The sequence below is a fragment of the Sphingomonas sp. DMC8 genome (assembly GCF_056314185.1).
Window position 1 is genome coordinate 308,619 of the sequence record NZ_JBQUYV010000001.1, and the last position, 26,194, is coordinate 334,812.

A 26,194-nucleotide genomic window follows, 5' to 3' on the forward strand; every position below is an offset into this window, starting at 1 on the left:
CGCATCAGGCCCTGCGCCTGGTCTGCCCGGCGGCGCTCGGGTCACGCCCGCTGGCGATTGCCGCACCGGGCCGCTGGCCCTTCGCCCTCGCATCGGCTAGGCGCTGGCCGATCATGCTCAATCTGACCGACATCACGGTGCGCCTGGGCGGGCGCACGATCCTCGACGGCGCCACCGCCAAGTTGCCCCCGCGTGGCCGCATCGGCCTCATTGGCCGCAACGGTGCCGGCAAGTCGACGCTGGTGAAGGTGATCGCCAGCCAGCTCGAACCCGACGGCGGCACGGCGGACATGCCGCGCGGCGCGCGCATCGGCTATATCGCGCAGGAGGCCCCCGGCGGCACCGCGACGCCGTTCGAAACCGTGCTCGCCGCCGATACCGAGCGCGCCGCCCTGCTCCACGAAAGCGAGACCAGCCACGATCCCGACCGGCTGGGCGAAATCCATGAGCGGCTGATCGCGATCGACGCCCATGCCGCCCCCTCGCGCGCCGCGCGCATCCTGGTCGGCCTCGGCTTTGACGAGGAGATGCAGCACCGCGCGCTGGAAAGCTTTTCGGGCGGCTGGCGGATGCGCGTCGCACTCGCCAGCCTGCTCTTCTCCCAGCCCGACCTGCTGCTGCTCGACGAACCGTCGAACCACCTCGATCTCGAAGCGGTGCTGTGGCTGGAGGATTTCCTCAAGGCCTATCCGGCGACGATCCTGCTGGTCAGCCACGAGCGCGACTTCCTCAACAATGTCGTCGACCACATCCTCCATCTGGAGCGTGGCAAGCTGACGCTCTACCCGGGCGGTTACGACGCATTCGAACGCCAGCGCGCCGAGCGTCAGGCCCAGATCGCCGCCGCGCGCGCGAAGCAGGCGGCTGAGCGCGAGAAGCTGCAGGACTATATCGCCCGCAACTCCGCCCGCGCCTCGACCGCCAAGCAGGCGCAGAGCCGCGCCAAGGCGCTCGCCCGGATGCAGCCGATCGCCGAGCTGGTCGACGATCCCTCGCTCAGCTTCGATTTCCCCAACCCGGACGAGCTGCGCCCGCCGCTGATCACGCTCGACATGGCCAGCGTCGGCTATGGCGAGAAGCCGATCCTCCAGCGCCTGAACCTGCGCATCGACCCCGACGACCGCATCGCGCTGCTCGGCCGCAACGGCAACGGCAAGACCACGCTCGCCCGGCTGCTCGCTGCGCAGCTGACGCCGATGGACGGGGCGATCAACGCCAGCGGCAAGATGAAGGTCGGCTATTTCACCCAGTATCAGGTGGAAGAACTCGACCGCGACGACACGCCGCTCGAGCATATGACGCGCAACATGGCCGGCGCGAGCCCGGCGGCGGTGCGCGCGCAGCTCGGCCGGTTCGGCTTTTCGGGCGACAAGGCGACCACCAAGGTCGGCAAGCTGTCGGGCGGCGAGCGCGCCCGCCTCGCGCTGGCGCTGATCACGCGCGACGCGCCGCACCTGCTGATCCTCGACGAGCCGACCAACCACCTCGACGTCGATGCGCGCGAGGCGCTGATCCAGGCGCTCAACGGCTATACCGGCACCGTCGTCGTGGTCAGCCACGACCGCCACATGCTCGAGATGACCGCCGACCGGCTGGTGCTGGTTGATCAGGGCACCGCCCGCGAGTTCGACGGCAGCCTCGATGACTATATCGCCTTCGTGCTGGCCAAGGATCCGGCCGGATCGAAGGGCGGCGCGGCGAAGGAAAACCGCAAGGACGCCCGCCGCGCCGCCGCCGAGGCGCGCGAAAAGGGCAATGCCCTGCGCAAGGCGGCCAAGGCGGCTGAGGCGGATGTCGCGAAGCTGCAGGGCCAGCTCTCGGCGCTCGACCGCGCGATGTTCGATCCGTCGAACGCCGAGCCGGCGCTGGCGAAGCTCACCATGACCGACCTGATGAAGCGCCGCGCCGATGTGGCGGCGAAGATCGAGGCGGCGGAACTGGCCTGGATGGAAGCCAGCGAGGCGCTGGAGGGTATCGGGGGGTGACTCATGTTCCCCTCCCGCTTGCGGGAGGGGCTAGGGGAGGGGCCGACGGGGCGGCTCGAGCCGAGGTTGTGCCACGCGCGATTCTGCCATCCCCTCCCCCGACCCCTCCCGCAAGCGGGAGGGGAGCACGCCATCACCGCACCAATCCCTCCGTCGCGTAAAACCGCGCCAGCGCGGCGCGCGTGGGCAGCGCCACCTTCGGCAGCGCCCAGCCGTCGAACTCCGCCCGGTAGCGCCGCCGGTTCCGCCGCGAGGTGACGGCGATATGGTGCAGCATCACCCATTTCACACTGTCCCGCCCGCCAGCCAGCGCGCCGAGCCGGTCCGGCTCGAACCAGCAACGGCGGACATAGCGATACAGGCTGGTGGCCGCATCGAGGTCGAGCAGGATCACCCCCGTCGCCCGGGCCAGCCGCTGCGGGAACAGGCGCGAATAATTGCCTTCGATCACCCAGCGTTCGCCGGCGATCGCTGCATCGTGGAGCGCGGCAAATTCGTCTGCCGGGCGCGGCACCCAGTCGGTGCCGGGCAGATGGTGGAGCTGGTCGAGATGCACCACCGGCACGTCCCGCGCGCGCCCGATCGCCACTGCCAGCGTCGATTTGCCGCTGTTCGACGGACCCATGATGCAGATGCGCGGCCCCAGCATGTCGAGCCGCGTCGTCCCGCTTTGCTGCCGCATCCCCGCCTCCCGCATCGCGTGGCGGGGCGATGCGCTATTCCGCGCCGCCTGTCGAGGGGATGCCCCGGCGCGCGGGGTACACGCGCCGGGGCAGGGGCTCAGCCATGATGCTCATGGTGCGGCTCGGGATGCGGGTGCGGATGCTGCCCGCCCGAGGGTTGATGGTAGGCGACCCGCGGCGGTGCGGCGTAGCGCGGCGGCTGGGGCGGGCCCCAATGCTGCTGCGGCGCCGGCTGCCGCCCGGCCGACATCGACTGGGCATATGGGGCCTGACCATATTGCCCGTTGGCGCGGAAGGGCCGGTCGAACCGGCTCGTCTGTGCCTGCCCCGGATTGGGCCGCGACCAGGGTTGGCCGCCGGAGGGGCCGCGTGCCGGCACCCGCGACGCATCGAGCGGCCGGGCCGTCGCCGCCATCGCCGGGCGACCGTGATTGGCCGAGGCGAAGGCATTGGGGTTGTGCCACGCCGCCATCAGGTGCGACTGCTGGTTGCTGGTCGGCGCGATATGCGCTTCGTGCGCCGCGGCCAGTTCCTGCGCCCTTGCCTGCGCCTGCACGCCGCCCGGCCCGCCATTATAGCTGACATGGGTGACATTATTCACCACCACGTTGCGCTGGTAGACATTGGTGACGTTGGTGACGTTGGTGACGTTGGTCACCGTCTTGTTGTAAAAGACGTGACCGCCATTCCAGTATCCGCCCTGATAGCCGAAGCCGGTATAGCCAAAGCCATAGGATACGCCGCCGTAGAAGCCGACATGCGGCCCCCAATAGCCCGAATGGAAGACATAGACGCCGCCCGACCAGCCCCACCAGGGCGGAGTCCACAACAGGCCGGGGCGCGGCGCGCGGACCCAGGTGCCCGGCACCCAGAAATAGGATTCGCTGTAATCGTCCCAGGCCCAATAGCCTGGCGTCCAGATATAGTCCGGTCCCGGCAGCGGCGGCTGCGCATAGACGGGCAGCGGCGGCGGTGCGAGATGCACGCTGATGCCGATCGAAACCTGCGCCGAGGCAGTGCCCGCGCAGGGGAAAGCCGAGGCCAGAATGGTCGCGGCGGCCCATAGCTTCTTCATGGTGATCGCTCCTGCGTGTCCCCCGCAGTGATCCGGGAAATAAAGCAGGCTGGATGAACGCTGAATTGCTGATCCGGCACTTGCGCAGATTTTCAGGGTTAACGCGCGGGGAAGGGCTCCCAGCGCGCCGGATCGCAGCGCAATGTATCTGCCGGGGCCGGCGCGGACAGGCCTGGCGGCAGTGGCGAGGCGCCGCCCGGCCCGACGGCAAGATCGGCGAAGGCGACCAGCCACCGCGCCGCCGGATCGAACGCCACGCCGTCCAGCGTTGCGCCGATGGGATGGCCGGCATCGTGCCCGCGCATCACCAGCGTGCCGCCATCGCCGCGCACTGCGCGCAGCACGATGTCGCGATAGACCGGAATCGAAAGGCCGATCGCATGGGCGTCATAGCGCGTGTCGAAATCGATCGGCCGTGCCACGCCGCGCAGGCAGACATCGTCATAGACGATGCGCTGCACCAGCCCGCCCCGGCTCGCGTCGCTCTTGATGCGCAGGCCGGCGGTGGTGCCGTCGAAGGTTGCGCCCCGCACCAGAATGTCGCTGACCCCGGCATTGGTCTCGCTGCCGATCGACAGGCCGTGACCGGCATAGAAATGGCTGTCGAGGATCGAGACGTGCCGCGTCGCGCCCTTGCCGGCCTTGATCGCGATATTGTCGTCGCCGGTGCGGATATAGGCATGGGCGATGGTGATGTCCTGCGATGCGCCCGGATCGATACCGTCGGTGTTGCGGGCTTCGGCCGGCGTGTCGATCCGTACCCCCCAGAAAGTCGCGCCTTGCACATTGTTCATCGCGACATGGAAATTGGCGGCGTTGCGCAACGTGATGCGATAGAAGACGATATCGCGGGCGTCGTCGATTTCGATCAGCCGGGGATTGTTCTGCTTGCCGCCGTCGCGCTGTGCCTGGCGGGCGAGCTGCCACCACGTCGCGCCGCCGCGTCCCGTCATCGCCGCGCCGCCGCGCCCGTCGATCACGCCATCGCCGACGATGCCGCCGCCGCGCGTACCGGCAAAGCGCAGGAACGGCGCGCACCCCTTGCCCTTGTCGTCGATCGTGCCGCAGCGCCCGGCCAGGTCATAGGCGCGCGGATCGGGGCTGGCGGCGAGCACCGCGCCGGCATCGATCCACAGCGTGACGCCGGACTTCATGGCGAGCGGCCCGCTCTCGAACCGCCCGCTCGCCGTCCCCGGCACCAGCCGCACCGCCGCGCCGGCACGGCAATGGTCGATCGCCGCCTGCAGCCGCCGCGTGTCGGTGCCGGGGGCGGGGTCGGGCTGGGCGGCGAGGGTGGTGCAGACGGCGGCGGGCAGGGCCGGCTCGGTCACGGTTCGCCGGTCCTGCGCATGGGCGGGGAGGGCAGGCAGGCAGGCGGCGAGGAACAGGATCGGGCGCAGGGGGAGCATCGGGATACGCGGCATGGGGGCACTCGCTGGGGTGGCGGGCGTTTCTATACCGGGCATCACGCGAGCCCAAGGGCCTAAGTCATGCGGGGGAATGCGGGGACAGGGTAATGCGGGGACAGCAGGGTAATGCGGGGACAGTATATCTATTCTCCTGGTAATGCTGGGACAGTATACCTATTTCATCCCCTTCCGCCGCCCCGGCTTGCCGGGCGCCAGCTTTCGCCCGAGCGCTGCTTCCCAATCCCCCACCAGCTCCGGTGCCGCCAGCGGCCGGCCGGTGCGCAGGCGCGCCTCGATCGCGTCGGCCTGGGCTTCCCCCTCAGCGTCGAGGTCGGCTGCTTCCAGCCCGTGCTGCAGCAGCGCGCGCCAGTTGCGGACATGGCTGCCGAGCGCGGCGATGTCGGTCAGCGGATCGTCGGCGCTGCGTCGTCCATTGATGTGGCTGCGCGCGCTCGACCAGCGCCAGTCGGCGGCCTCTGCCACCAGACCCGCCGCCACCGGGTTGCGCTCGACATAGCGCACCGCTGCCATCAGATGCGCGTCATCCATCGGATAGCTGGCGAAGCGGCCCTGGAACAGGTGCCCGGTCCAGCCCTCTCGAAGATTGACATGGCGGGTATAGCGCCGATGCGCCTCCCCCAGCATCGCCCGCAGCCCGTCGGCCGTTTCGGGGACAAGGATGAGGTGGACGTGATTGTCCATCAGGCACCACGCCAGGCACCGCGTACCGCTCGCCGCCGCCGCCTCGCGCAGCAGGGAGAGGTAGAGCGTGCGGTCCTCCTCGCAGAAGAATACCGGCAATCGGCGGTTCCCCCGCTGCGTCACATGATGCGCCACGCCCGGCACAACGATCCGCGAAAGCCTTGCCATGGGTGGAGGCTAGGCGGGCGGGGTAGGGGAGTCAAATAGGTATACTGTCCCCGAATTCCCCTGTCCCCGAATTCCCCCGAATTCCCACGTCGAGAAAGTTACTGCCAGCCTCTCAGCATCCGCTCCAAACCTTCCGTGACTCGAGCAAGGCGCTCAAAGTCAACTTTATCCGGCGTATCTTCCGGAGTGTGATAGTAAGGATAACGGAACGGAGCGGTGTCGGTGATCATCAACGACGGTACGTCGATCTTGCCGAAGGACCAGTGGTCGGACCATTCGATGCCCTGAACGAAGCCGGGCGCGGTTCCGCCAACGCTTGGGAATTGCGCAACTGCGCGAAACGCTGCGACCGCGCGCCGCACGAGCGGACGCGAGGAGACGGTACCCACGAACGCAACGAAGTTGCCGGTGCCGGGGTACAGCGCGCCGAGCGGAAAGGGATAATGCTGGCTATCCGCCTGATCGCTGTAGAAGCCTAAGGTTTCCAGCGAGAACATGGCACTCGGTTTCAGCCCCCTGTCCGCCAGCGCCCGGGCATAAACGAGACTGCCCATCCGGTCGGTTTGAAAATATGGCGGCTCTTCATTCGCAAAGAAGACCAGTCGCATGCGGACCTTCGCCTCGCCTCGCTGGTCGGCCAGCATACGCGCCAATTCCATCAGGGCTGCGGCGCCACTGGCATTGTCGTTGGCACCGGGCATGTCGCCGACGCTGTCATAATGTGCTCCGACCACCAGTGTCGGTGCGCCGGGAACGGCAGGCTCAATCATCGCTTCGAGATTGGCCGCCCGCCCCCCGTCAAAGGTCTGACGCGCGACTTTATAGCCAAGCATTGTCAGCGTGCGCTCGATGTAGGCAGCGGCTTTGGCATAGCCGGGTGCATGGCCTATGTTATGCGGCCTAGTACCGATCGCGACGACATGGGAGCGGAGACGCCGAGCAAGATCGCTTTCGGCCGAACTTAGCGCAGGCAAGGGCCCGGCCCACGACTTGCCTGGAACTGAGGTCATCCAGCACAGCGCCATTAGAGGTGTCAGGAAGAGCGCGGTCAGAATCGCTATCACGATCAAACGCGTGCTATTTTCCCCTATCCACGCCCGCATGGCTCCTCCCTCTTCGCAACGGTATCCACCTTTCGTGCTGTCGTCCATCTTGCGGATGCAAAGAGCAGGGAAATGTGGGGACAGGAGCAGCGAAATGTAGGGACAGGGGGAAATATAGGCAGGAAATATAGGGACAGGAAATCAAGGGACAGTATCCAATTTACCTCCCGCCAACCCCTTTCCTACACCCCTTGTTCTGAGTATGTTCCGATCTTTCGTTTGCCGGCCCGGGAGCGACCGGGAATAATGCGGGGACAGTATACCTATTCGCCCGCTTTCCGCCGCCCCGGCTTGCCGGGCGCCAGCTGTCGCCCGAGCGCTGCTTCCCAATCCCCCACCAGCTCCGGTGCCGCCAGCGGCCGGCCGGTGCGCAGGCGCGCCTCGATCGCGTCGGCCTGGGCTTCCCCCTCGGCGTCGAGGTCGGCTGCTTCCAGCCCGTGCCGCAGCAGCGCGCGCCAGTTGCGGACATGGCTGCCGAGTGCGGCGATGTCGGTTAGCGGATCGTCGGCGCTGCGTCGTCCATTGATGTGGCTGCGCGCGCTCGACCAGCGCCAGTCGGCGGCCTCTGCCACCAGACCCGCCGCCACCGGGTTGCGCTCGACATAGCGCACCGCTGCCATCAGATGCGCGTCATCCATCGCATAGCTGGCGAAGCGGCCCTGGAACAGGTGTCCGGTCCAGCCCTCGCGAAGATTGACATGGCGGGTATAGCGCCGATGCGCCTCCCCCAGCATAGCGCGCAGCCCGTCGGCCGTTTCGGGGACGAGGATGAGGTGGACGTGATTGTCCATCAGGCACCACGCCAGGCACCGTGTGCCGCTCGCCGCCGCCGCCTCGCGCATCAGGGAGAGGTAGAGCGTGCGGTCCTCCTCGCAGAAGAATACCGGCAACCGGCGGTTCCCCCGCTGCGTCACATGATGCGCCACGCCCGGCACAACGATCCGCGAAAGCCTTGCCATGGGTGGAGGCTAGGCGGGCGGGGTAGGGAAGTCAAATAGGTATACTGTCCCCGAATTGCCTGAAGCTGTTCGAATATGCAATCTCGTTTAGCGTAAGACAGGCCGAGCGGGGGTAGCTGGTGAACGTTGGGGGTAGGCGGCAGCAATGCGGGGACAGGAGCAATGCGGGGACAGTATACCTGTTTGGCGTTCCCGTGCGGCGCTAGTTTGTGCTCCGGGTGTACAGTCGGCGGCCGTCGACCCAGGTTTCGACGACCGCAATTTCCGCGATCGCGGTCGGCTCTACGCAACACGGATCCTCGCCCAGAATCACCAGATCGGCGCGTTTGCCTTCTTCCAGCGTGCCGACGAGATGGTCGGCATGGCATTGCCAGGCGGAGAAAATCGTCTGGGCCTTCAGTGCCAGCTCGACCGGGATGCACTCGTCCGGGTTGAGCACTTTGCCGTTGCCTTCCATGATCCGCGTGACCGCCGCCTGAACGCGGGCCAGCGGCGCCATTGGCGATACGCCGTAGTCGCTGTGCATCGAAAATTTGATGCCAGCCGCATGGGTGGAGGCGCAGCGGTCCAGCAAATCGGCGCGTTCCTGGTCAAGAAGGTTGCACAAGGCCGCACCCCATTTGGTCACATGCAGCATCAGGAAGGAGGGGACCACCTCCAGCAATCTGAGCTTCTCGAGCTGGTCGTCGTGCATGATCGAGCAATGTTCGATACGGTTGCGCAAGGCGGGATCGAAGCCATGGCCCTGCGCCTGCGCATAGCCGGCGAGCGCATTGTCGATCGCGGCGTCGCCATTGGCATGGATCATCACTTGTAAATGCTGCCTGTTGGCCGTGCCAATCAACTTGCCGAGCAATTGCGCGGGCGCATCGCAGTTGCCGTTGATGTCCGTCCCCATATAGTCGCGCTGGCAGCGTTCCAGCGTCCACGCGGTGTAAGGATCGCGCTGCAGGCCGGTGGCGCCCTGGTTTGATCCGTCGGCAAACAGCTTTACCGCCTGCTGCAGGAACATCGGATCGTCGAGCACTGGCCGCCAATCCTTCATCGCCTCGGCCGCCTTATCGACCTCCCATTCGTCGACGAAGCGCGCGCTGCCTAGCCTTGGCGGATGCTGAAGCAGCATCGCGGCCTTTATCAGCAGTATCTCGGCGGCATGGCCTACCGCGATGCCCATCGCGGCATCGCTGATCATCGTGTTGCCGTTGGCCAGTGCTTCGCGAAAGAGCGCGGTGATATTGCCGAGTACGGTCTCCAAACCCGAAAGGATGAGCTGCAGCCGGTGGTCGCCCAGCATTTCCTGCAGCTTCATCTGCGCCGGCAAATCGACCATCACCCCCGATGCTTCGCCCTGAGCAGGGCCGCTATAGAAGGTCGCGATCTTGCCGCCTTCCACCTCGGGCGGGGTGCCATGGGCCAACCCGGCGAGTTGCAGCACGCGGCGGTTGACATAGGTGAAATGGCCGGAGCCGGAATTGACGAAAATCGGGTTCTGTTCCGCTGCACGGTCGTGGCCGAACACTTCGTCGAGCGTTTCGACCGTCATGTTCGTCCAGCCGTCGGTGAGCTGCGAGGAATCGAACCCGGCGCCGAAAATCCACGTGTCCCGGTCCGCTGCCTTTGCAACCGCGTTGCGGAGCTGCGCGACCACCCAAGTCCAGGTATAGGTCTGGCCCGGTTGCGGGCCGAGATCGAGCCAGGACATGGTGCCGGCGCTGGCGACGATATGGACGTGCGGATCGATGAAGCCGGGCATCAGCGTCTGTCCGCCGAGGTCCACCTCGTGCGTGCCATGTGGTGCCTTTTGGCGCAGATCGGCGAGCGTGCCGACGGCGGTGATATGGTGGCCTTCGATCAGCAGCGCCTCGACCTTGCGGACATCATCGCGCATGGTGCGGATCGTTCCACCGTAGAACAGATAGGCTGGTTTGTGGAAAAGCTCGGCAATCTCCGCGCCGGCAGCCTTCAGCGCTGATACCGCGTGACCGATATCATGTTCCAGCTCTTCCAGGCTTTTCGACGCAATATGCTGGAATTGCGCGCGGGCGGATGGAAATCGTGAGCAGGCGCAGCCTGATTCCATGATCTATTCCCTACCGGATGGACCGATACGAGAATGTCACCCCGGCCTCGCAAATGCTATCTGATCTCGTGCCATTTCGGATAAATCTACTATTGTTCAAATAGGTGTGCATGATGGTCGGTGGCATTTATGGTCGGAGTGCGTTGCGTCTGCATTTTTCAAGTGGATGACTTCAGCCGTATTTTGCTTGCCAAAATCCCAAAAGGAAGACGGGGCAGGGAAATGCGGGGACAGGGGAAATGCGGGGACAGTATACTGAATTATCTTTCGCAAGCCCTCTTTCCTACACTCATTGTTCTTCTTATGTTCCGATCTTTCGTCCGCCGGCCCGGGAGCGACCGATCATGGATATTTGCAACGATGCTTTTGCGCTCCCGGGTGCTCTCTCCGCCGCACGCCCGCTTCGCCCCGGCATCTGCAACCGAAATCGCCGCGTGAGCCTAAACTTCCTAAACTTAGCCACCTGCCGCCGCCGCGCCCCGGCGCCTTCGCGGCCGCTCGACGGCGCGCGCACGCGCTGCGGACCGCGGCCTGTCGCGCTTCCGCTCGGCCCTGAAAAACATGTCGCGAGCCTAAACTTCCTAAACTTAGCTACCCGCAACCGCCGCGCCCCGGCGCCCGCGCGCCCGCTCGACGGCCCGCGCAAAAGCTGTAGAACGCGGCTCAACGGGGAGTGAGGCACGCATGACGGAATCGGTTCAGGAGCCCTGCGCGGCAGAGATGCGGCTGGTGATCGGCGCATCGTCGCTGGGGACGATCTTCGAATGGTATGATTTCTTCATCTGGGGCACGCTGACCGCCACGGGCATTCTGGGCCGCACCTTCTTCCCCTCGGGCAACGAGACGCTGGCGACGTTGCTCTCCTGGGCTACCTTTGCGGTCGGTTTCGGATTCCGCCCGCTGGGCGCGATCCTGTTCGGCTATCTGGGCGACAAGATGGGGCGGAAATATACCTTTCTCGTCACCATCACCCTGATGGGCTTTGCAACCGCGGGCATCGGCCTCATCCCCGGCTATGCACAGATCGGAATCACGGCGCCGATCCTGATTTTGTCGCTGCGGGTGCTGCAAGGCATGGCGCTGGGTGGCGAATATGGCGGCGCGGCAATCTATGTCGCCGAACATTCGCCCAGCGGCCGCGCCGGTTTCCACACCAGCTTCATCCAGGCGAGCGTGGTCGGCGGCTTCGTGCTCAGCCTGGCGGTGGTGCTGCTGTTCAAGCTGGGCTTCGCATCGGTATGGGATGCCTGGGGCTGGCGGCTGCCTTTCCTGTTTTCGCTGCTGTTGCTCGCCGTGTCGCTGTGGATGCGTCTGAAGCTGTCCGAAAGCCCGGTGTTTCGCGCGATCAAGGAAGCGGGCGAGACGGCCGGCAACCCGTTCATCGAAAGCTTCACCTATCCAGGCAACAAGCGCCGGCTGTTCGTGGCGCTGTTCGGCATCGCCGCTGGGCTGACCGTCGTGTGGTATACGGCGATGTTCTCGGTGCTGTCGTTCCTGTCCGGGCCGATGCAGATGGACCAGACGGCGGCGCAGCTCATCACGGCCGCCGGCGCAGTGATCGGCATGGGATTCTTCGTCCTGTTCGGCGCGATTTCGGACCGGTTCGGGCGCAAGCCGCCGATCGTGATCGGCTATGCGCTCACGCTGCTGTTCCTCTTCCCCTGTTTCTGGGTGATCGGCAGCGCTGCCAATCCGGGGCTGGCCCGAATGTCGCTGCGCGAGCCGGTGGTCGTGGCCGGGCCGCATTGCGCCTATGACCCGTTCAGCACGAAGCAGCTCGACGAGTGCGGCCGTCTGCTCGATCATCTCTCGAAGCGCGGCATCCGCTACAAGACCGAAAAGTCGCCCACCGTCTATGTCACGGTCGGCGGGCAGGTGGTGCCGCAGTCCGACCCGGCCTCGCTCGATGCCGCGCTCAAGGATGTCGGCTACCGCTTCGACAAGGTCGTGCCGGGCCCGGTGAACATCGTGATGATCCTGCTCGGCATGGTGGTGCTGATGGCGCTGTCAGGCGCCACCTATGGCCCGGTGGCGGCGCTGCTCAGCGAGATGTTCCCCTCACGCATCCGCTATTCGTCGATGTCGATCCCCTATCATGTCGGCACGGGCTATTTCGGCGGATTCCTGCCCTTTATCAGCCAGTATATGGTCGCGCGCACCGGCAACCCCACCGCCGGCCTGTGGTACACCTTCATCGTCGTGGCGATCGCGCTGCTGGTTACGCTGTTCGGATTGCGCGAGACGGTGGCGCCAGGCAGCCGGGGGCGCTAACCGGCGGGGATGACGGACTCTCCCCTTCGCCTGCGCCTCGACGGTGCTGCCCTGGTCGCCAACTGGAAGCTGCTTGCCCGGTTGAGCGGCACGGCGGCGTGCGGCGCGGCGGTGAAGGCCAATGGTTACGGCCTTGGCGCGCGCGGCGTGGTGACGCGGCTGGCCGAGGCGGGGTGCCGCGACTTCTTCGTCGCCTGCTGGGCGGAGGCGCGGGCGCTTGCCGATCTGGGCGTGACCGTCTCTGTGCTCCACGGCGTGCGGGCCGAGGACATGGCCGACCGGCCGGCATATGCCCGTCCGGTGCTGGCGAGTGCCGAACAGGTGCGGCGCTGGCGCGAGGCCGGCGGCGGCGCGTGCGACGTGATGGTCGATACCGGCATGAACCGGCTCGGCGTTTCGCCGCAGCAGGTGGCCGAAGGGCTGCTCGACGGGCTGGCGGTCGAGACGCTGCTCAGTCACCTCGTCGCCTCGGAAGAGGATGTGCCGCTAAACGCCCGCCAGCGCGATGCGTTCGCGGCGCTTGCGGGGCGGACGGGCGCGCGGCGGATGAGCCTGGCCAATTCGGGCGGCATCGCGCTGGGGGACGGCTATCAGTTCGACCTCACCCGGCCGGGCATCGCCCTTTACGGCGGGCGGCCCTGTGCCGCGCTGGCGGGCATCCGCCAGGTGGTGACGCCCGAGGCGCAAATCCTACAGCGTCGCCGCGTCGCCGCGGGGGACACGATCGGCTACAACGCCACCTATACCGCGCCGCGCGATATGGAAGTGGCGATCCTCAACCTCGGTTATGCCGATGGCTATCTGCGCTGCTTCTCAAGCCGGGGATGGGCGCTGGCGGGTGCTGCGGTTCTGCCGGTGGTGGGGCGCGTCTCGATGGACCTGACGGCCATTTGCGTCGACACGGCACCGGACCTGGCCGAAGGCGATTGGGTGGCCATCGCCTATGACTTGCCGGAAATGGCGGCGCTGAGCGGCCTGTCGCAATACGAACTGCTGACCGGCCTGGGCGCGCGCTTCGACCGGGCTTGGGGATGAGCGCGTTGTTGCAAAATATTTCATATACGAAATTTGTTGTAATTTTACAACATTTTCCCGAAAATGTCTTCAGCTTTGCGTCTGATCCTTTTCTCGATCTCAGGTCTTCCACATAAGTTCCTCTTCACTAAAAAAGGGGAACCCAATGAAAATGTCAGTCCTGGGCTGCGCTTCTGCGCTTGCGATCGTTGTCGGGGTGGCGCCCACGGCCGCATGGGCGCAAAGCGCTGAAACCAAGCAAACGGCGGATCGGCAGCAAGCTCCGGCGGAAGAGGCGCCGGTCAATCAGGACGGTGAAGTGGTCGTCACCGGCACGCGCCTCACACTTCCGAACCTCCGGTCGCTGCAGCCGACCATTTCGACCAATGCGCAGTACCTTCAGGATCGCGGCCTGAACAACATTGCCGACGCCTTGAACGAACTGCCCACGATCCGCGGCAGCGTCACGCCGGCAGGGTCGCAGGGATCGTTTGGCCAGGGGGTCAACTTCGTCAACCTGTTCAACAATGGTTCAAACCGGACCCTCACGCTTGTCAACGGGCGTCGTTTCGTAACGTCGAATGTCAACACGCAGTTCAACCAAGGATCGGCTGGCACGCAGGTCGACCTTAACGTCATCAACTCGCTTCTGGTCGATCGGATTGATCAGATCGGTATTGGCGGCGCGCCGACCTATGGTTCGGATGCAATCTCGGGCACCGTCAACGTGATTCTGCGCGACCGGTTCAATGGTCTGCGCGCGAACCTGACCGCAGGTGTCACGCAGGAAGGCGATGGCGGCAATCACAGCTACAGCTTTTTGGGTGGCAAGGACTTTCTGGAAGGCCGCCTCAACATCACTCTCGCTTATCAGCACGACAAGCAGGATGGCGTATTGTACAATGCGCGTGACTTCCTACGGAAGAACCTCGGTGGCGCCACCAACCCGACTGACGCTCAGGCGCTGGCACTTGGACGCACCGCCGCATCTGGCATCACCAGCCTGAACGATGGGCGCGTTAACACCAACTTCGGTTATAACAATTCTACGACGGATGGATTCCCCGGCACGATCCAAATTCTCAACGAAACGATTTATTATTTGAATCGTGGCGGTGTGATTACGGCTGCGACGGGAAATAGCGCTGCGGTACGGAACTGGCAGTTCAACGGGCAGGGAAATCTGGTTCCTTTCAACAAGGGTATCATCTTTCCGAGTATCTATGCCAGCGGCGGCGACGGTTTCCGCTTCAACGACTATTCGCAGATCACCAGCGATCTGAGCCGCGATATCTATAACGCATTCGCGCATTTCGACGTGTCGGATTCGCTCAAGCTCTTTGCGGAAGGGGAATATTTCCGCTCGCGCGCCGACGAACTGGTGCAGCAGCCCACCTTTAACAGCAACCTGTTTGGTGGGTCGAGCGGAGCACTGACGTTCCGTTCCGACAGCCCGTTTCTGACTGCGCAAGCGCGTGGACAACTTCAGGCGCTGGGTATCACCAGCTTCCAGGTGTCGCGCGCATCGGACGATCTTGCGGACCTGACGGGCTACAACATCACCAATCTCTGGCGCGGCGTTGTTGGTGCTCGCGGTGATTTCGATATCGGTAAGCGCAAGTTCCGTTACGAAGTTTCGTTCAACTATGGTCGGAACGTCATTCACGATTATAGTCAGGATCTAAACGCGCAGAACTTCATTAATGCCGTGAACGTTACTACGGACGGCAATGGCAGGATCGTTTGCACTGCCACTCCCGCCTATCAGGCAGCACCGGGCGGCACGCCCGTTGCTGATCCGAATTGCGTCCCGCTCAATCTGCTGGGTAGCGGCGTTTCGACGCCTGCTGCGCGCGCCTATGTTATTGCCAACAACCTGACGCGCAGCGTGCTCGAGCAGCAGGTTTTCAATGCCAACGTGGGTGGTTCGCCCTTTTCACTGTTCGGCAACGACACCGCATTCAACCTTGGCTTTGAACATCGCCGTGAATCCGGTGCGTTCACGCCCAGCAGTTTCCAACAGCAGGGGCTCGGCCGTTCGGTGGCGATTTCACCGGTTTCCGGTCATTACACGCTCAATGAAGGTTTCGGCGAAATCGCTCTGCCATTCATTTCCGCAGACAATCACGTTCCCTTTATAAATAAGCTGACGCTGACGGGAAGCGGTCGCTATGTCGACAACTCGGTGAATGGTAGTTTCTTCTCCTGGTCTGCGGGGGGATTCTATTCACCGATTCGCGACATTACGTTCCGCGGTAATTATACGAAGTCGTTCCGTGCGCCGGCAATTACTGAGCTGTTCCTGCCGATTTCGAGCGCATTTTCTTCCGTAACGGATATCTGTTCGCCGGGGAACATCAACGGCGGCCCGGTGCCTGACATCCGCAAGCGCAACTGCACGGCGTTCCTGGCCAAGTACCCGAATGCGACGCCGCTAGATGCCGCCGCGGCGACAGTTCCGTCGCGGAGCGGCGGTAACCCGGGGCTGCAAAACGAAGTCGCGCGAAGCTTCACCTACGGCGTTCAGTTTCAGCCGCGTTTCGTGCCGGGGCTGTCGATGACGGCTGACTATATCGACATCCGCATTGCCAACCCGATCCAGAGTCTGACCGTCTCGCAGATTGTTCAGGGCTGCTTCGACAATGCTCAATTCAATACGGCCGATCCGGCGCGCGGCAACAGCTTCTGCTCGTTGATCCGCCGTTATGAAACCGGGCAGGGCGGGACAGCGGCGAATGGCGGCGATCGTGGTGGTCAGGTTGTCAACGATCCTGCAAATCCCGGCGTCAACTATGGATATGTCAACGGGAAGAGAATCTTCTTCTCGGGTATTCAGGCGACTTTGAACTACCAGACCTCGCTTCGCGGACTGGGAATCGGGGGCACGTTCGAGGCTGATGTCGTGAGCCTTTACGTGCGCCGTCGCCTGATCGACGTGACCGGCGTCGCACCGGTCCGTACCGACGGCACGTTCGGTGATCCCAAGTGGCAGGGCCAGGTCAACCTGCGCTATTCAAATGCCGTTTGGGGAATTAGCACCTCCATCAATATTGTCGGTCGACAGATTGCGGCGCGGACCGGTCTGTCAACCGATCTGCGTGAATTCAACGTGATCGATCCATACGCGACTGTGAATGGCTCTGCGTTCATCAAGGTTGGCGATTCCTATCGTCTCACCTTTTCTGTCACGAACCTGTTCAACCGTATCGGTCAGGAATATTACGGCTATTATCCTACCACGCTGATCAACGACTATCTGGGTCGGCGCTTCACCGTGGGTGCGCGGGTCAACTTCTGATCTGAACCGCTAAATTAAAAAGGGGTCGCAGGTATCGCCTGCGGCCCCTTCTCTTCGCCTTGGTGCAGAATGCCTGTGGGTTTCTCAGGCGTTCTGCTCCTTTGCGGCCCCGTCAGCGTCAGCCGCGCTCAACGCACATGGCAATGCCCATGCCGCCGCCTATGCATAGGGTGGCGAGACCCTTCTTAACGTCGCGCTTCTGCATTTCGTGGAGCAGCGTGGTCAGGATGCGCGCGCCCGATGCGCCGATCGGGTGGCCGATGGCGATGGCGCCGCCGTTCACATTCACCTTGTCGGCGTCCCAGCCCAGTTCCTTGCCGACCGAGAGCGCCTGTGCGGCAAACGCCTCATTGGCTTCGATCAGGTCGAGATCGGCGACGGTCCAGCCGGCCTTCTCCAGCGCCTTGCGGCTCGCGGGTACCGGACCGATGCCCATGATCGACGGGTCGACGCCCGTGCTCGCCCAGCTCCGGATCGTCGCCAGGATCGGCGCGCCGCGCTTTTCGGCTTCCTCCCGGCTCATCAGCACCAGCGCCGCCGCGCCGTCGTTCAGGCCCGAGGCATTGGCGGCGGTTACGGTGCCGTCCTTCTTGAACGCCGGCTTGAGCCCCGACACGCCCTCCACCGTCGCACCCGCGCGGATATATTCGTCATCGGCGACCACCGTCTCGCCCTTGCGGGTCTTGATCGTCACCGGCGCGATCTCGTCCTTGAAGCGCCCTTCGGCACGCGCCTTCTCCGCCAGATTCTGCGAGCGCACCGCGAACGCATCCTGGTCGGCGCGCGTCACCTGATACTGCTCGGCCAGGTTCTCGGCCGTAATGCCCATGTGATAGCCGTTGAACACGTCGGTCAGGCCGTCCTTGATCATCGTGTCAACGAGGCTCAGGTCGCCCATCTTGGTGCCGGGGCGCAGCGATTGGGCGTGCGGGCTCATCGACATCGATTCCTGCCCGCCGGCGACGATGATCGACGCATCGCCGTTACGGATCGACTGGAAGCCGAGCGCCACCGCGCGCAGGCCCGAGCCGCAGACCTGCTGCACGCTCCATGCCGGCACTTCCTTCGGCACCCCCGCGTTCATCGACGCCTGGCGGGCGGGGTTCTGCCCCTGTGCCGCGGTGAGCACCTGGCCGAGAATGACTTCGGAGACTTCCTCGCCCTTCACGCCCGCTTCGGCCAGCGCCGCCTCGATCGCGATGCGCCCCAGCTCGTGCGCGGGGGTGGCGGCAAAGGCGCCGAGAAAGCTGCCCACCGGGGTGCGCTTGGCGGCGGTGATCACGACTTCGGTCATGGAATTCTCCTGCGAGTGTGTTTGGCGGCTATCTAGTGCGGGGAAGCGCGGTTAACCAGCCCGCCAGTGGTTCCCACACCGCATGGCGCGCCCGCCCGCCCACGATCATGCCGACATGGCCCAGCGCCAGCTCGCGCACTTCGCCCAGCCGCGCGGCGCTGGCGGCGGGGACGATGCGGTCGCTGGTCGAAACGAGCGACAGCGCCGGCATCTGCAGCCGTTCCGGCACAATCGGCGCACCCGCCACCTGCCAGCGTCCGCGACCGGGCAGATCGGCCGAGAGGAAATCGTCGAACAGCTGCCGCCCCGCGCCATAGGTGAGCGGCGCGCCGCCATTGGCCCAGTCCTCCAGCACCACAAAGGCGCGCGCTTCCGGATCGCGCCGGCGCAACCGGCCGAATCGTTCATATTTCAGGATCGTGCGGCGCGGATCGAGCTGCCAGAAGCCGGCCTGCAGCACTTCCATCGGCACCAGCCCCAGCGCCTCGCAAGTGGGGTGCGCCTGGTCCCACAGCGCCGACATGCCCTCCAGCGCCGCGCCATAGCCGGAAAAATGCCAGGGCGCCGCGATCGTCACCAGCCCGGCGACCGGCATCGCCTGCGCCGCCGCGATCGCCATGGTGCCGCCCAGGCAATAGCCGGCCAGCACCGGCGGCCGCCGCAACTGGCGGAGCAGGGGCAGCAGCAGCCCCTCGACATGGCCGGTAATGTCGAGCGCGCGTTCGCCCGGCGCGGGGCTGCCCCAATCGACCAGCATCGGCCGAACCCCCTGCCGCGCCAGCCAGCGCAGCAGCGAATTGCCGCGTGCCAGATCGAGCACCAGCGGCGGGTTGATCAGCGATGGCACGAACACGACCGGCTGCCCATGGCCGCCATAGTCGCGCAGCACCGCCCGCCCGGCACGGGCGATTACCGGCCGTTCGGGGCGCGGGGCAGGGCGCGGCGCCTGCTGATAAGCGGCAAGGCCGGCAAGTGCCGCAGCGCGTCGTTCGGGCGATGCTGCAGTTTCGCTGCGCAAAAGCTGCAGAAATAGCGGCAAGGGGCGCGGCCCTTGTTGCGACGCGGCAGAAACTGTTGTTAGGTAAGGATCTGTCACGCGCGAGGTTCCCATGAAGAAAGCTGCATCAGGAAGCGGGCCGGTCATCATCAAGAAATATGCGAACCGCCGCCTCTACAACACGGAAACTTCCTCTTACATCACGCTCGACCATCTCGCCGCGATGACGCGCGAAGGCCGCGACTTCAAGGTGGTCGATGCCAAGACCGAGGAGGACATCACCCACAATGTCCTCACCCAGATCATCATGGAAGAGGAAGCGCGCGGCCAGACGATGCTGCCGGTCAATTTCCTCCGCCAGCTGATCGCGCTCTATGGCGATTCGATGCAGGCGATGGTGCCGGGCTATCTCGAAGCGTCGATGGAAAGCTTCCGCCGCAACCAGGAACAGTTCAAGTCGGCGGTCGAAGGCGCCTTCGCCAATTCGCCTTTTGCTGAAATCGCCAAGCGCAACATGGAGATGTTCGAGGCAGCGGCCAGCGCGTTCAAGCCCACCGGCGGTGCCCCCGCAGCAGCACCCGCGCCTGCACAGAGCGAATCGGGCGCGGATGATGTGTCGGCGCTGAAGGCGGAACTCGCCCGGCTGCAGGAAAAGATCGAGAAGCTGGCGCAGTAAGTCGGGGTTATTGCCGCTTCCGGAGGCTGGCTCACCCTCACCCTTCCGGCGCTTCGCGCCTCCCTCCCTCTCCCAAAGGGAGAGGGACTTCTGGCTCCCTCTCCCCTGGGGAGAGGGAAGGGGCCCGCCGCCGCAGGCGGTGGGAAGGGTGAGGGTGACTGGACGGCTAAATCCCATCCCCCCGCACCCCGCCCGGTCAGGGCTTGCGGAATTTCAGTGTCATCCGGTCGCTTTCGCCGATCGCGGCATATTTGGCGCGGTCCTGGTCTTTCAGCGCATAGGTGGGCGGCAGCGTCCATACGCCGCCGGGCCAGTCGGCGGTGTCGGCCGGGTTGGCGTTGACTTCCGAAGCGCCGACGAACTTGAAGCCCGCCGCCTCGGCCAGCCGCCGCACCGTCGACACCTTGATGTAGCCGCTCTTCGTCTCGCGTTCGTCGTTCGCCTTTTCGGGCAGGCGGTGATCCTCGATGCCCAGCACACCGCCCTTCTTCAGCATCGCGAACATCTGGCGGAACGCCTCGGCCGAATAATCCTGGCCGTTCTGCGGATAGCCCATCCGCCAGTTATGGACGTTGCGGAAGGTGAGCACGATATCCGCCGTGCCATCGGGCACCTTGGGCTGGCCGGCAGCGGCGGGGAAGCTGGCGATGCGGATCGGGCCATAGAGCGCCGGGTTCTTCGCCTTCAGAGCCTCGATCCCCTTGGCGCCATTGGCGGGAACGGCGGCGTAGAGCGTGCCCTTGCCCAGCGTGAGCGGTGCGAGGATTTCAGTGTACCAGCCGCCGGAGGGCCAGATTTCGACCACCGTGTCGCCGGGCTTCACGCCGAAAAAGGCGAGGGTTTCCACCGGATGGCGATATTTGTCGCGGGCGACATTTGCCGGGGTGCGGGTGGGCGCTGCCACTGCGGCCTCGATCGACTGACGCGGCGCGGCCGGCTGGCGCGCGGCAACGCTGGCAACGGCAACGGCGGTGCTGGCCACCGCAAGAATCACAAGGGTCTGGCGCATTGGCTTTGGCTCCCGATATGCGCGCCAGTGATTGGAGAAGTCAGGTCAGGATGCAACTACAATATTGGGGCGCCGCGGCGACCGCGCTGCTGGTTGCGGCGATCAGCAGCGCAGGCGAATATCGCCGCCGTCGCAGGCGCGACATGGACCGGGTGGGCGTGGTGCCGTGGATGACGATCCAGATGGCGGCCCTGTTCGCGGCGATCGTGCTGGCGAGCCTTGCGATACATGCGGGGGATTGAGGGGGGGGCTTAATGTGGATCGCGTCGGCCGAGGTTGGGACTTAACGGCCGTTCGCACGCAAAATGTCGAACCGCGGCTTCTGTCACGAGATGCCGTTCAACGTTAGTTTGCCGGCATTCCAGAAGGACAGGGCTCGGGCCGGCAGCAGACTGGCAGCCTTAAGTTTTGCGGGCGCGAGAATGCAGACCTTAGTAGCTAGCTCTTAATTAGCGGGCCGTTAATACGAGCCCAACTGGGTCCACCACCTTTCCCGCGTAGGCACAGGCACTTACCCATTCCCCAGCGGGGCCAGACCCTGTGGTTACCAGCGCAATCTCAACCATATTTCTAACGCGCTGCGCGCTCCTGCACCAGGGAGCGCACCTCGGCAGTCCGACGCTCCGTCTCGGTCAACCCGGCCATCATCCCGGCCAACGGCGCGTGAGTGCCGCCCTCGAACTCCAGCCCCGCGCACACCTCCAGCGCCGTTCGATACTCGGTCCACCGCTCCTGCGCCACTTCCAGGGCTTCGGTCTCCTCGTCGCTGAGCAGCAGCCGTAGGTCCACCAACGCCTTCGCCAGGTTGGCATCGGCGACCCCGTAGTCCGCGCCGGTTCGCCCCTTCATGCCTACATTCGAGAGGAAGGCCGCGTACGTGTCCGACTCCTCCTTGATGGTATTGACCACCTCGGTCGCCGCCGTGCTGGTGGCCAAGCTCGGCTTGCGCATGATCTTTTCGAACTGCCGAACCTCATCCAGCGTCGTGCCGTTGGCCTTCAGCTTCGCAGCAAGGTCTGCCACGCTGTTGAGGTAAGCGGCATCCTCCCGCCTCGGGGCGCCCGTCCACCAACGGTGGAGTAGGAACGTGAGCCCGCGACCAAACCATCCGACCAGGCCCGCGACAAGGGTTACTGCGGCGACGATGAGCGTAGCTTGGGGTGCTGTGATCTGGAGCATTACGAATGTTACCGTGCCGGCTCGCGCTTGGCGACGGCGCTACTGCGCAAAACATGCCACAGATAAGGTGAGGGCGGACCAGCGCCTCCCGACAACTGATCCGCCCCTGGTGCTTTCGCACCGCATCCCGCGATAGGACTCGAACCTACGACCTCCCCCTTGCGAAAGGGGCGCTCTATCCAGCTGAGCTACATGGGCACGCCGTTTTGTCATGTGGCGCGGCGTGTCGCTTCTTCAAGGGCTCTGCGCCAACAAATGTGCCGAACAGCTGCCGCGGGCCATGGCAGAGAAGCTTCCCTAGATAGCCTCCTTGCACGAGGCGCACATACGAACCCGCGCCACTTCGGTGGAGAAGAACGGGCGGCAGCACTGGAGACACGAGCGCCGACCCACGCGCCTTACAATCGCCTCAGGCCTTGGTGGAAAGCGGTCGGCGCTTCGGCGACGACTTCGTCAAGGTGGCCCAACACGACTGCGATCATCGACACTGGGCGCTGACGCACGGACACCAGCCTCGATGGTCTTGGCGACTTGCGAGCATCGGCGCAGCCGCGATCCGTCTGCTTCCGGCGTGAGCTGCCGGTCCCAGAGACTCGTCGGAGCGGCGTATGTTGGTCGCAAGCGGACCTAGACAAGCACCACGCAGCGTGTCCCACCCCCCTAATAAAACCGCCGCAGCACCAGCGTGCGCTGGGTTCCGTCGCACAGGGTGAGCGTCACGCGCATCCCCGGCGGTCCGGCGACCCAGCCGGCGGTCTCACCGGGCGCTTCGCGGGCCACGGCCACGCCATTCTCCGCGCAGATCGTGTCGCCCGCTTGCCAGCCAGCCTCGGCCGCCGGCGAGCCGCGCATCACGTGCAGCACCTCCAGCCGGCCGGTCGCATAGCCGAGCAGCAGGCCGCTGGTGGAGCGCAGCACAGGCGCGGCGCTGTCCGGTCCCGGCCGCAGCACCATGCGGCCCGCGGCAGGATCGATCAGCACGCGGTAGCGGGTCATCCAGCCGCTGCCGATGCGGCCTGCCCAGCCGGTGCGTTCGCCGAAGCTGCCCGCAGGCTCGATGCGGACCTCGGTTTCGGGCGGCGCGGCGCTGCCCAGTGCGAAGCCGGGCACGATGGCCGTCTCGGTCACGACTGCACCGCCCATGCCCCAGCCGAGCGTGGTGGTGATCGTCGCGCCGGCATAGCCTGCCGCCTGCCAGGACGGCTGGCTGAGCGTCAGCGCGGCGCCGTCGCCGGTGTCGACCAGCAGGGGGCCGATGGTCCGCCCGTTGAGGCGGGCGCGGACGGCGGGCAGGCCTGCGGCGCCCTGCGACAGCGGTACGGCGATGCCGGCAAAGGGCAGGCGGCCGCTGGGTAGCAGGCGGAAACGCCCGGCCGGATAATCGATGTCGAGTGCGCAGCAGGCGAGCAGATCGCTGCCGACGAACAGGTCCGCGCCGAAGCGATCGGGGTCTGCGGCGGCGGAGACTGCCAGCCGGACGTGGCCGGCGGCGAGCGCGCCGATCCGCAGCCTGTCCGCGCTCGCCCAGCGGAGCGACAGGGCGCCGCCCACCGCCTGCGCCTGGCCGGTGCCGCGCGCGCTGCGGAGCCCGACTCGGCGCACCAGTGCGGCGGTGATCAGGCTGTGGCTGATGCCGGTATCGAGCATCGCGGCGACGCTGCGCCCGTTCAGTTCGGCGGTGAAAAGGATCTGGTTGCCGGCGCCGCGCGTGAAGGGCACCCAGCGCGTCTCGGCATCGGCGGCGAGTGCGATTTCCGGGGCTGCTGCGGGCAGGGCGAGTGGCACCATGCCCGTGTAGCGGGTGGAGGGGGGCGGTGGAATCCCCCCGCCGGCTGCCCCCGACACGGGCTTTCGCGACCCATCCGGCAGGCGCCGGGTCGCGTCACCCGCGCCGCAAGTTGTTATGGCGGCTTCCAGGAACGCGCCATTGTCGAGCGAGGCCGCAGCGCACCTGATCGCGCGTGGATATGCTGGATGTGTTATCGCCAGATGCTGCCAGATCGGCCGGAATTCCACGGCTGGTCTGCGATTTTACTGCATATTTTGTCACAATTCGGCGGTAGCACTTTTGTTCGGGGGAGAATGCGCATGTCCATTGCCTCGACGCAGACCAGCTATGCCAGCCTGTCGCTGAAAGACTTGCTTGCCGCGCGCGACGCCTATCACTGGCATTTGATGAACAAGGCCAATGTCGTCGGCACTGCCGTTGGCCTGTATCTGATCCGCAAAGATGGCGTGGCGGACAGCGAGCCCCGCACCTTCGCCAATTCCGAAGTGCGGCCCGAATCCTGGCCGTGCATCCTCGTGCTGGTGAACGACTGGATGTCCGCCACCCGCTTCGGCGGCGATGACGGGATCGACCCCACCCATATGGTGCCGCGGACGCTCTATCTGGCGGACGGTCGTGCGGCGCCGGTCTGCGTGGTGCTTGTCCGCCCTGGCGTGGTGCAGCAGGCGGCGCCGGCGCTGGTGCGCTGGCCGGAAAGCTATATCGGCGCGGGCTGCCCGCTGTTCGCCACCGTGCAGGGGGAAGAGCGGCGCGGGACCGTGGGGTGCCTGGTCAGCGACGGGCACCGCACCTATGCGCTCACCAACCGCCATGTCGCGGGGGAGGCGGGGTCGGTGCTGTCGGCCAGCCTGCGCGGCAACAAGGTGCCGGTGGGGACCAGCGCCGATCGTGCGCTGACCAAGGCGCCGTTCGATCAGGTGTTCCCCGCGTTCGGGACGCAGCGGACCTTCCTGACGCTGGATGTCGGGCTGGTCGATGTCGACAATGTGAGCGACTGGACCAGCCGCGTGTTCGGGCTGGAAGGGCAAATGGGCGCGGTGCTCGACCTCAACGAAGCGAATATCGGCACCCAGTTGATCGATTGTCCGGTCGAGGCGTTCGGCGCGGTTTCGGGGCGTTGCGAGGGGCGGATCAAGGCGCTCTTCTATCGGCACAAGGCGCTGGCCGGCTATGAATATGTCTCGCAATTCCTGATCGCGCCGGAAGATGGCGCGGCGCAGACCTGCCCCGGCGATTCGGGGATGGTGTGGCATGTCGTCGAAGAGAGTAAGGGAAATGCGCCGCGCACGCTGCGCCCGATCGCGATCGAATGGGGCGGGCAGGGGATTGTCGGGCCGCAGGGCGGTACGCTCAATTTCAGCCTTGCCACCGGGCTGGCGACGGCGTGCCAGCTGCTCGATGTCGATCTGGTGCGCACCAACGATGTCGGCGCTACCCCCTTCTGGGGGCAGACCGGCCATTACAGCATCGCGGCCGTCGCCATCGAACTGGTGCAGAATCCGGGGCTCAAGGCCTTTCTGAAGGCGAACGAAAAGCGCATCAGCTTCGGCCCTGACGAGCTCAACGCCGATGCGATCCGCGCCGCACTCAGTGCCGGCGACTTTGTCGAACTGGCTGACGTGCCCGATCTGGTGTGGAAGAAGGTGAAGGGCGACGTGCCCGGCGGCCGCGATTATGCCCGCAATGCCGGGCCCGAACACCCCAATCACTATGCCGATATCGACCAGCCCGGCGCCGACGGGAAGTCGTTGCGCGATCTGGTGATGGCGGACCGGGCCAATCTGACGGTGCAGGCCTGGCAGGCCTGGTACGCTGCCAATGGCCAGAGCGATGCCGCGCATCAGGGGCTGCTGCCCTTCCGCGTCTGGCAATTGTTCAAGGTGATGACCGGGGCATTGCACGCCGGCCAGATCGATCGCTTCCTGTGCGCGGCGGGGATCGTCTCGCACTATATCGGCGATGCCTGCCAGCCGCTCCACGGCTCCTATCTCGCCGACGGATATAAGGACCGGCCGGTCGCCAGCACCGGCAAGACGCCCAAATGGCAGGGCAAGGGCGTCCACGCCGCCTATGAAGACAAGATGGTCGACATGTTCTCGGCGCAGTTGCTGGGAGCGATCGAACCTGCGGCGAACGCGCTGGCGCATCCCGTGCCGCCGATCGCCTCCGGCGCCGACGCGGCCTATGCGACGGTCGACCTGATGGCATGGTGCGCAGGGCTGATCCCGCCGTCCGAATTATGCGATGCCTATATCGCGCTGGGCGGCGGCACCTCGAAGCATGTCATTCAGGGGCTTTGGGACCAATTCGGTACCCGGACGCAGCAGGTGATGGGCGCTGGCGCCCGCTATCTCGCCGCGATCTGGGACGCCGCCCATGCCGCCGGAGGCGCGCCGGCGCTGGCGCCGACGGCAATCGACGCGCCGGCGCTGGCGGCCATCTATCAGGACCCGACCTTCGCGCCCTCGCTGACGCTCAACCACATCGCGCCGGCGCTGTAACC

General features: G+C 65.4%; 19 protein-coding genes and 1 tRNA gene. 7 read left to right on the forward strand and 13 right to left on the reverse strand.

Features of this window, described 5'->3' with window-relative positions:
• The first annotated feature begins 113 nt into the window (after nt 1-113).
• Nucleotides 114-1,985 carry an ABC-F family ATP-binding cassette domain-containing protein gene (locus ACT53K_RS01515; protein ID WP_476227270.1) on the forward strand — a complete coding sequence of 624 codons (1,872 nt, stop codon included), beginning with the start codon at nt 114-116 and terminating at the stop codon, nt 1,983-1,985.
• A 133-nt stretch (nt 1,986-2,118) separates the two neighbouring features.
• On the opposite strand, the gene ACT53K_RS01520 is transcribed toward ACT53K_RS01515, so the two are convergent.
• The 7 genes from ACT53K_RS01520 to ACT53K_RS01550 form a co-directional block, all read right to left on the reverse strand.
• Nucleotides 2,119-2,667 (reverse strand): P-loop NTPase family protein, encoded by a 549-nt coding sequence (locus tag ACT53K_RS01520; RefSeq protein WP_476226761.1) that lies wholly within the window; start codon nt 2,665-2,667, stop codon nt 2,119-2,121.
• Nucleotides 2,668-2,765: 98 nt separating this feature from the next.
• Nucleotides 2,766-3,743 carry a YXWGXW repeat-containing protein gene (locus ACT53K_RS01525; protein ID WP_476226762.1) on the reverse strand — a complete coding sequence of 326 codons (978 nt, stop codon included), beginning with the start codon at nt 3,741-3,743 and terminating at the stop codon, nt 2,766-2,768.
• A 98-nt stretch (nt 3,744-3,841) separates the two neighbouring features.
• Nucleotides 3,842-5,167, reverse strand: coding sequence for a glycoside hydrolase family 28 protein (locus ACT53K_RS01530; protein WP_476226763.1), 1,326 nt, complete (start codon nt 5,165-5,167; stop codon nt 3,842-3,844).
• A 159-nt stretch (nt 5,168-5,326) separates the two neighbouring features.
• Nucleotides 5,327-6,022 (reverse strand): transposase, encoded by a 696-nt coding sequence (locus ACT53K_RS01535; RefSeq protein ID WP_476226764.1) that lies wholly within the window; start codon nt 6,020-6,022, stop codon nt 5,327-5,329.
• Between the two features lie 98 nt (nt 6,023-6,120).
• The gene (locus tag ACT53K_RS01540) at nt 6,121-7,173 is read right to left on the reverse strand and encodes a M28 family peptidase (RefSeq protein ID WP_476226765.1); all 1,053 of its coding nucleotides are present in this window, start codon (nt 7,171-7,173) and stop codon (nt 6,121-6,123) included.
• Between the two features lie 215 nt (nt 7,174-7,388).
• Nucleotides 7,389-8,084: a transposase gene (locus ACT53K_RS01545; protein WP_476226766.1), complete on the reverse strand. Its 696-nt coding sequence runs from the start codon at nt 8,082-8,084 to the stop codon at nt 7,389-7,391.
• 202 nt (nt 8,085-8,286) lie between these two features.
• Complete coding sequence (locus ACT53K_RS01550; protein WP_476226767.1) at nt 8,287-10,164, reverse strand: amidohydrolase; 1,878 nt, start codon at nt 10,162-10,164, stop codon at nt 8,287-8,289.
• Nucleotides 10,165-10,848: 684 nt separating this feature from the next.
• Between ACT53K_RS01550 and ACT53K_RS01555 the strand changes: the two genes are divergently transcribed.
• The 3 genes from ACT53K_RS01555 to ACT53K_RS01565 all read left to right on the forward strand — a co-directional run bounded on the left by ACT53K_RS01555 (nt 10,849) and on the right by ACT53K_RS01565 (nt 16,747).
• Nucleotides 10,849-12,435 carry an MFS transporter gene (locus tag ACT53K_RS01555; protein ID WP_476226768.1) on the forward strand — a complete coding sequence of 529 codons (1,587 nt, stop codon included), beginning with the start codon at nt 10,849-10,851 and terminating at the stop codon, nt 12,433-12,435.
• Nucleotides 12,436-12,444: 9 nt separating this feature from the next.
• Nucleotides 12,445-13,470 (forward strand): alanine racemase, encoded by a 1,026-nt coding sequence (locus ACT53K_RS01560; RefSeq protein WP_476226769.1) that lies wholly within the window; start codon nt 12,445-12,447, stop codon nt 13,468-13,470.
• Between the two features lie 145 nt (nt 13,471-13,615).
• Entirely contained in the window at nt 13,616-16,747 is a 3,132-nt protein-coding gene (locus ACT53K_RS01565) for a TonB-dependent receptor domain-containing protein (RefSeq protein WP_476226770.1), read from the forward strand.
• Nucleotides 16,748-16,865: 118 nt separating this feature from the next.
• Here ACT53K_RS01565 and ACT53K_RS01570 read toward each other — a convergent pair whose 3' ends face one another.
• Together ACT53K_RS01570 and ACT53K_RS01575 are read right to left on the reverse strand one after the other, a co-directional pair.
• Nucleotides 16,866-18,041 (reverse strand): acetyl-CoA C-acetyltransferase, encoded by a 1,176-nt coding sequence (locus tag ACT53K_RS01570; protein WP_476226771.1) that lies wholly within the window; start codon nt 18,039-18,041, stop codon nt 16,866-16,868.
• Between the two features lie 28 nt (nt 18,042-18,069).
• Nucleotides 18,070-19,080 carry an alpha/beta hydrolase gene (locus ACT53K_RS01575; RefSeq protein ID WP_476226772.1) on the reverse strand — a complete coding sequence of 337 codons (1,011 nt, stop codon included), beginning with the start codon at nt 19,078-19,080 and terminating at the stop codon, nt 18,070-18,072.
• A gap of 70 nt (nt 19,081-19,150) precedes the next feature.
• Between ACT53K_RS01575 and phaR the strand changes: the two genes are divergently transcribed.
• Nucleotides 19,151-19,714: a polyhydroxyalkanoate synthesis repressor PhaR gene (phaR, locus tag ACT53K_RS01580; RefSeq protein ID WP_476226773.1), complete on the forward strand. Its 564-nt coding sequence runs from the start codon at nt 19,151-19,153 to the stop codon at nt 19,712-19,714.
• Between the two features lie 196 nt (nt 19,715-19,910).
• On the opposite strand, the gene ACT53K_RS01585 is transcribed toward phaR, so the two are convergent.
• Nucleotides 19,911-20,723 carry a class I SAM-dependent methyltransferase gene (locus tag ACT53K_RS01585; protein WP_476226774.1) on the reverse strand — a complete coding sequence of 271 codons (813 nt, stop codon included), beginning with the start codon at nt 20,721-20,723 and terminating at the stop codon, nt 19,911-19,913.
• 50 nt (nt 20,724-20,773) lie between these two features.
• Between ACT53K_RS01585 and ACT53K_RS01590 the strand changes: the two genes are divergently transcribed.
• Nucleotides 20,774-20,965 (forward strand): hypothetical protein, encoded by a 192-nt coding sequence (locus ACT53K_RS01590; protein WP_476226775.1) that lies wholly within the window; start codon nt 20,774-20,776, stop codon nt 20,963-20,965.
• A 328-nt stretch (nt 20,966-21,293) separates the two neighbouring features.
• On the opposite strand, the gene ACT53K_RS01595 is transcribed toward ACT53K_RS01590, so the two are convergent.
• From ACT53K_RS01595 to ACT53K_RS01605, 3 genes are all read right to left on the reverse strand, one after another.
• Nucleotides 21,294-21,902: a lysozyme inhibitor LprI family protein gene (locus tag ACT53K_RS01595; RefSeq protein WP_476226776.1), complete on the reverse strand. Its 609-nt coding sequence runs from the start codon at nt 21,900-21,902 to the stop codon at nt 21,294-21,296.
• A gap of 123 nt (nt 21,903-22,025) precedes the next feature.
• Nucleotides 22,026-22,100, reverse strand: a tRNA-Ala gene (locus ACT53K_RS01600).
• Nucleotides 22,101-22,562: 462 nt separating this feature from the next.
• On the reverse strand, nt 22,563-23,747 hold the full coding sequence (locus ACT53K_RS01605) for an aspartyl protease family protein (protein ID WP_476226777.1): 1,185 nt from the start codon (nt 23,745-23,747) through the stop codon (nt 22,563-22,565).
• A 243-nt stretch (nt 23,748-23,990) separates the two neighbouring features.
• Here ACT53K_RS01605 and ACT53K_RS01610 point away from each other — a divergent pair, with 243 nt between their 5' ends.
• Nucleotides 23,991-26,192, forward strand: a complete 2,202-nt coding sequence (locus tag ACT53K_RS01610; protein WP_476226778.1) for a Nal1-like putative serine protease — start codon at nt 23,991-23,993, stop codon at nt 26,190-26,192.
• The last annotated feature ends 2 nt before the right edge of the window (nt 26,193-26,194 follow it).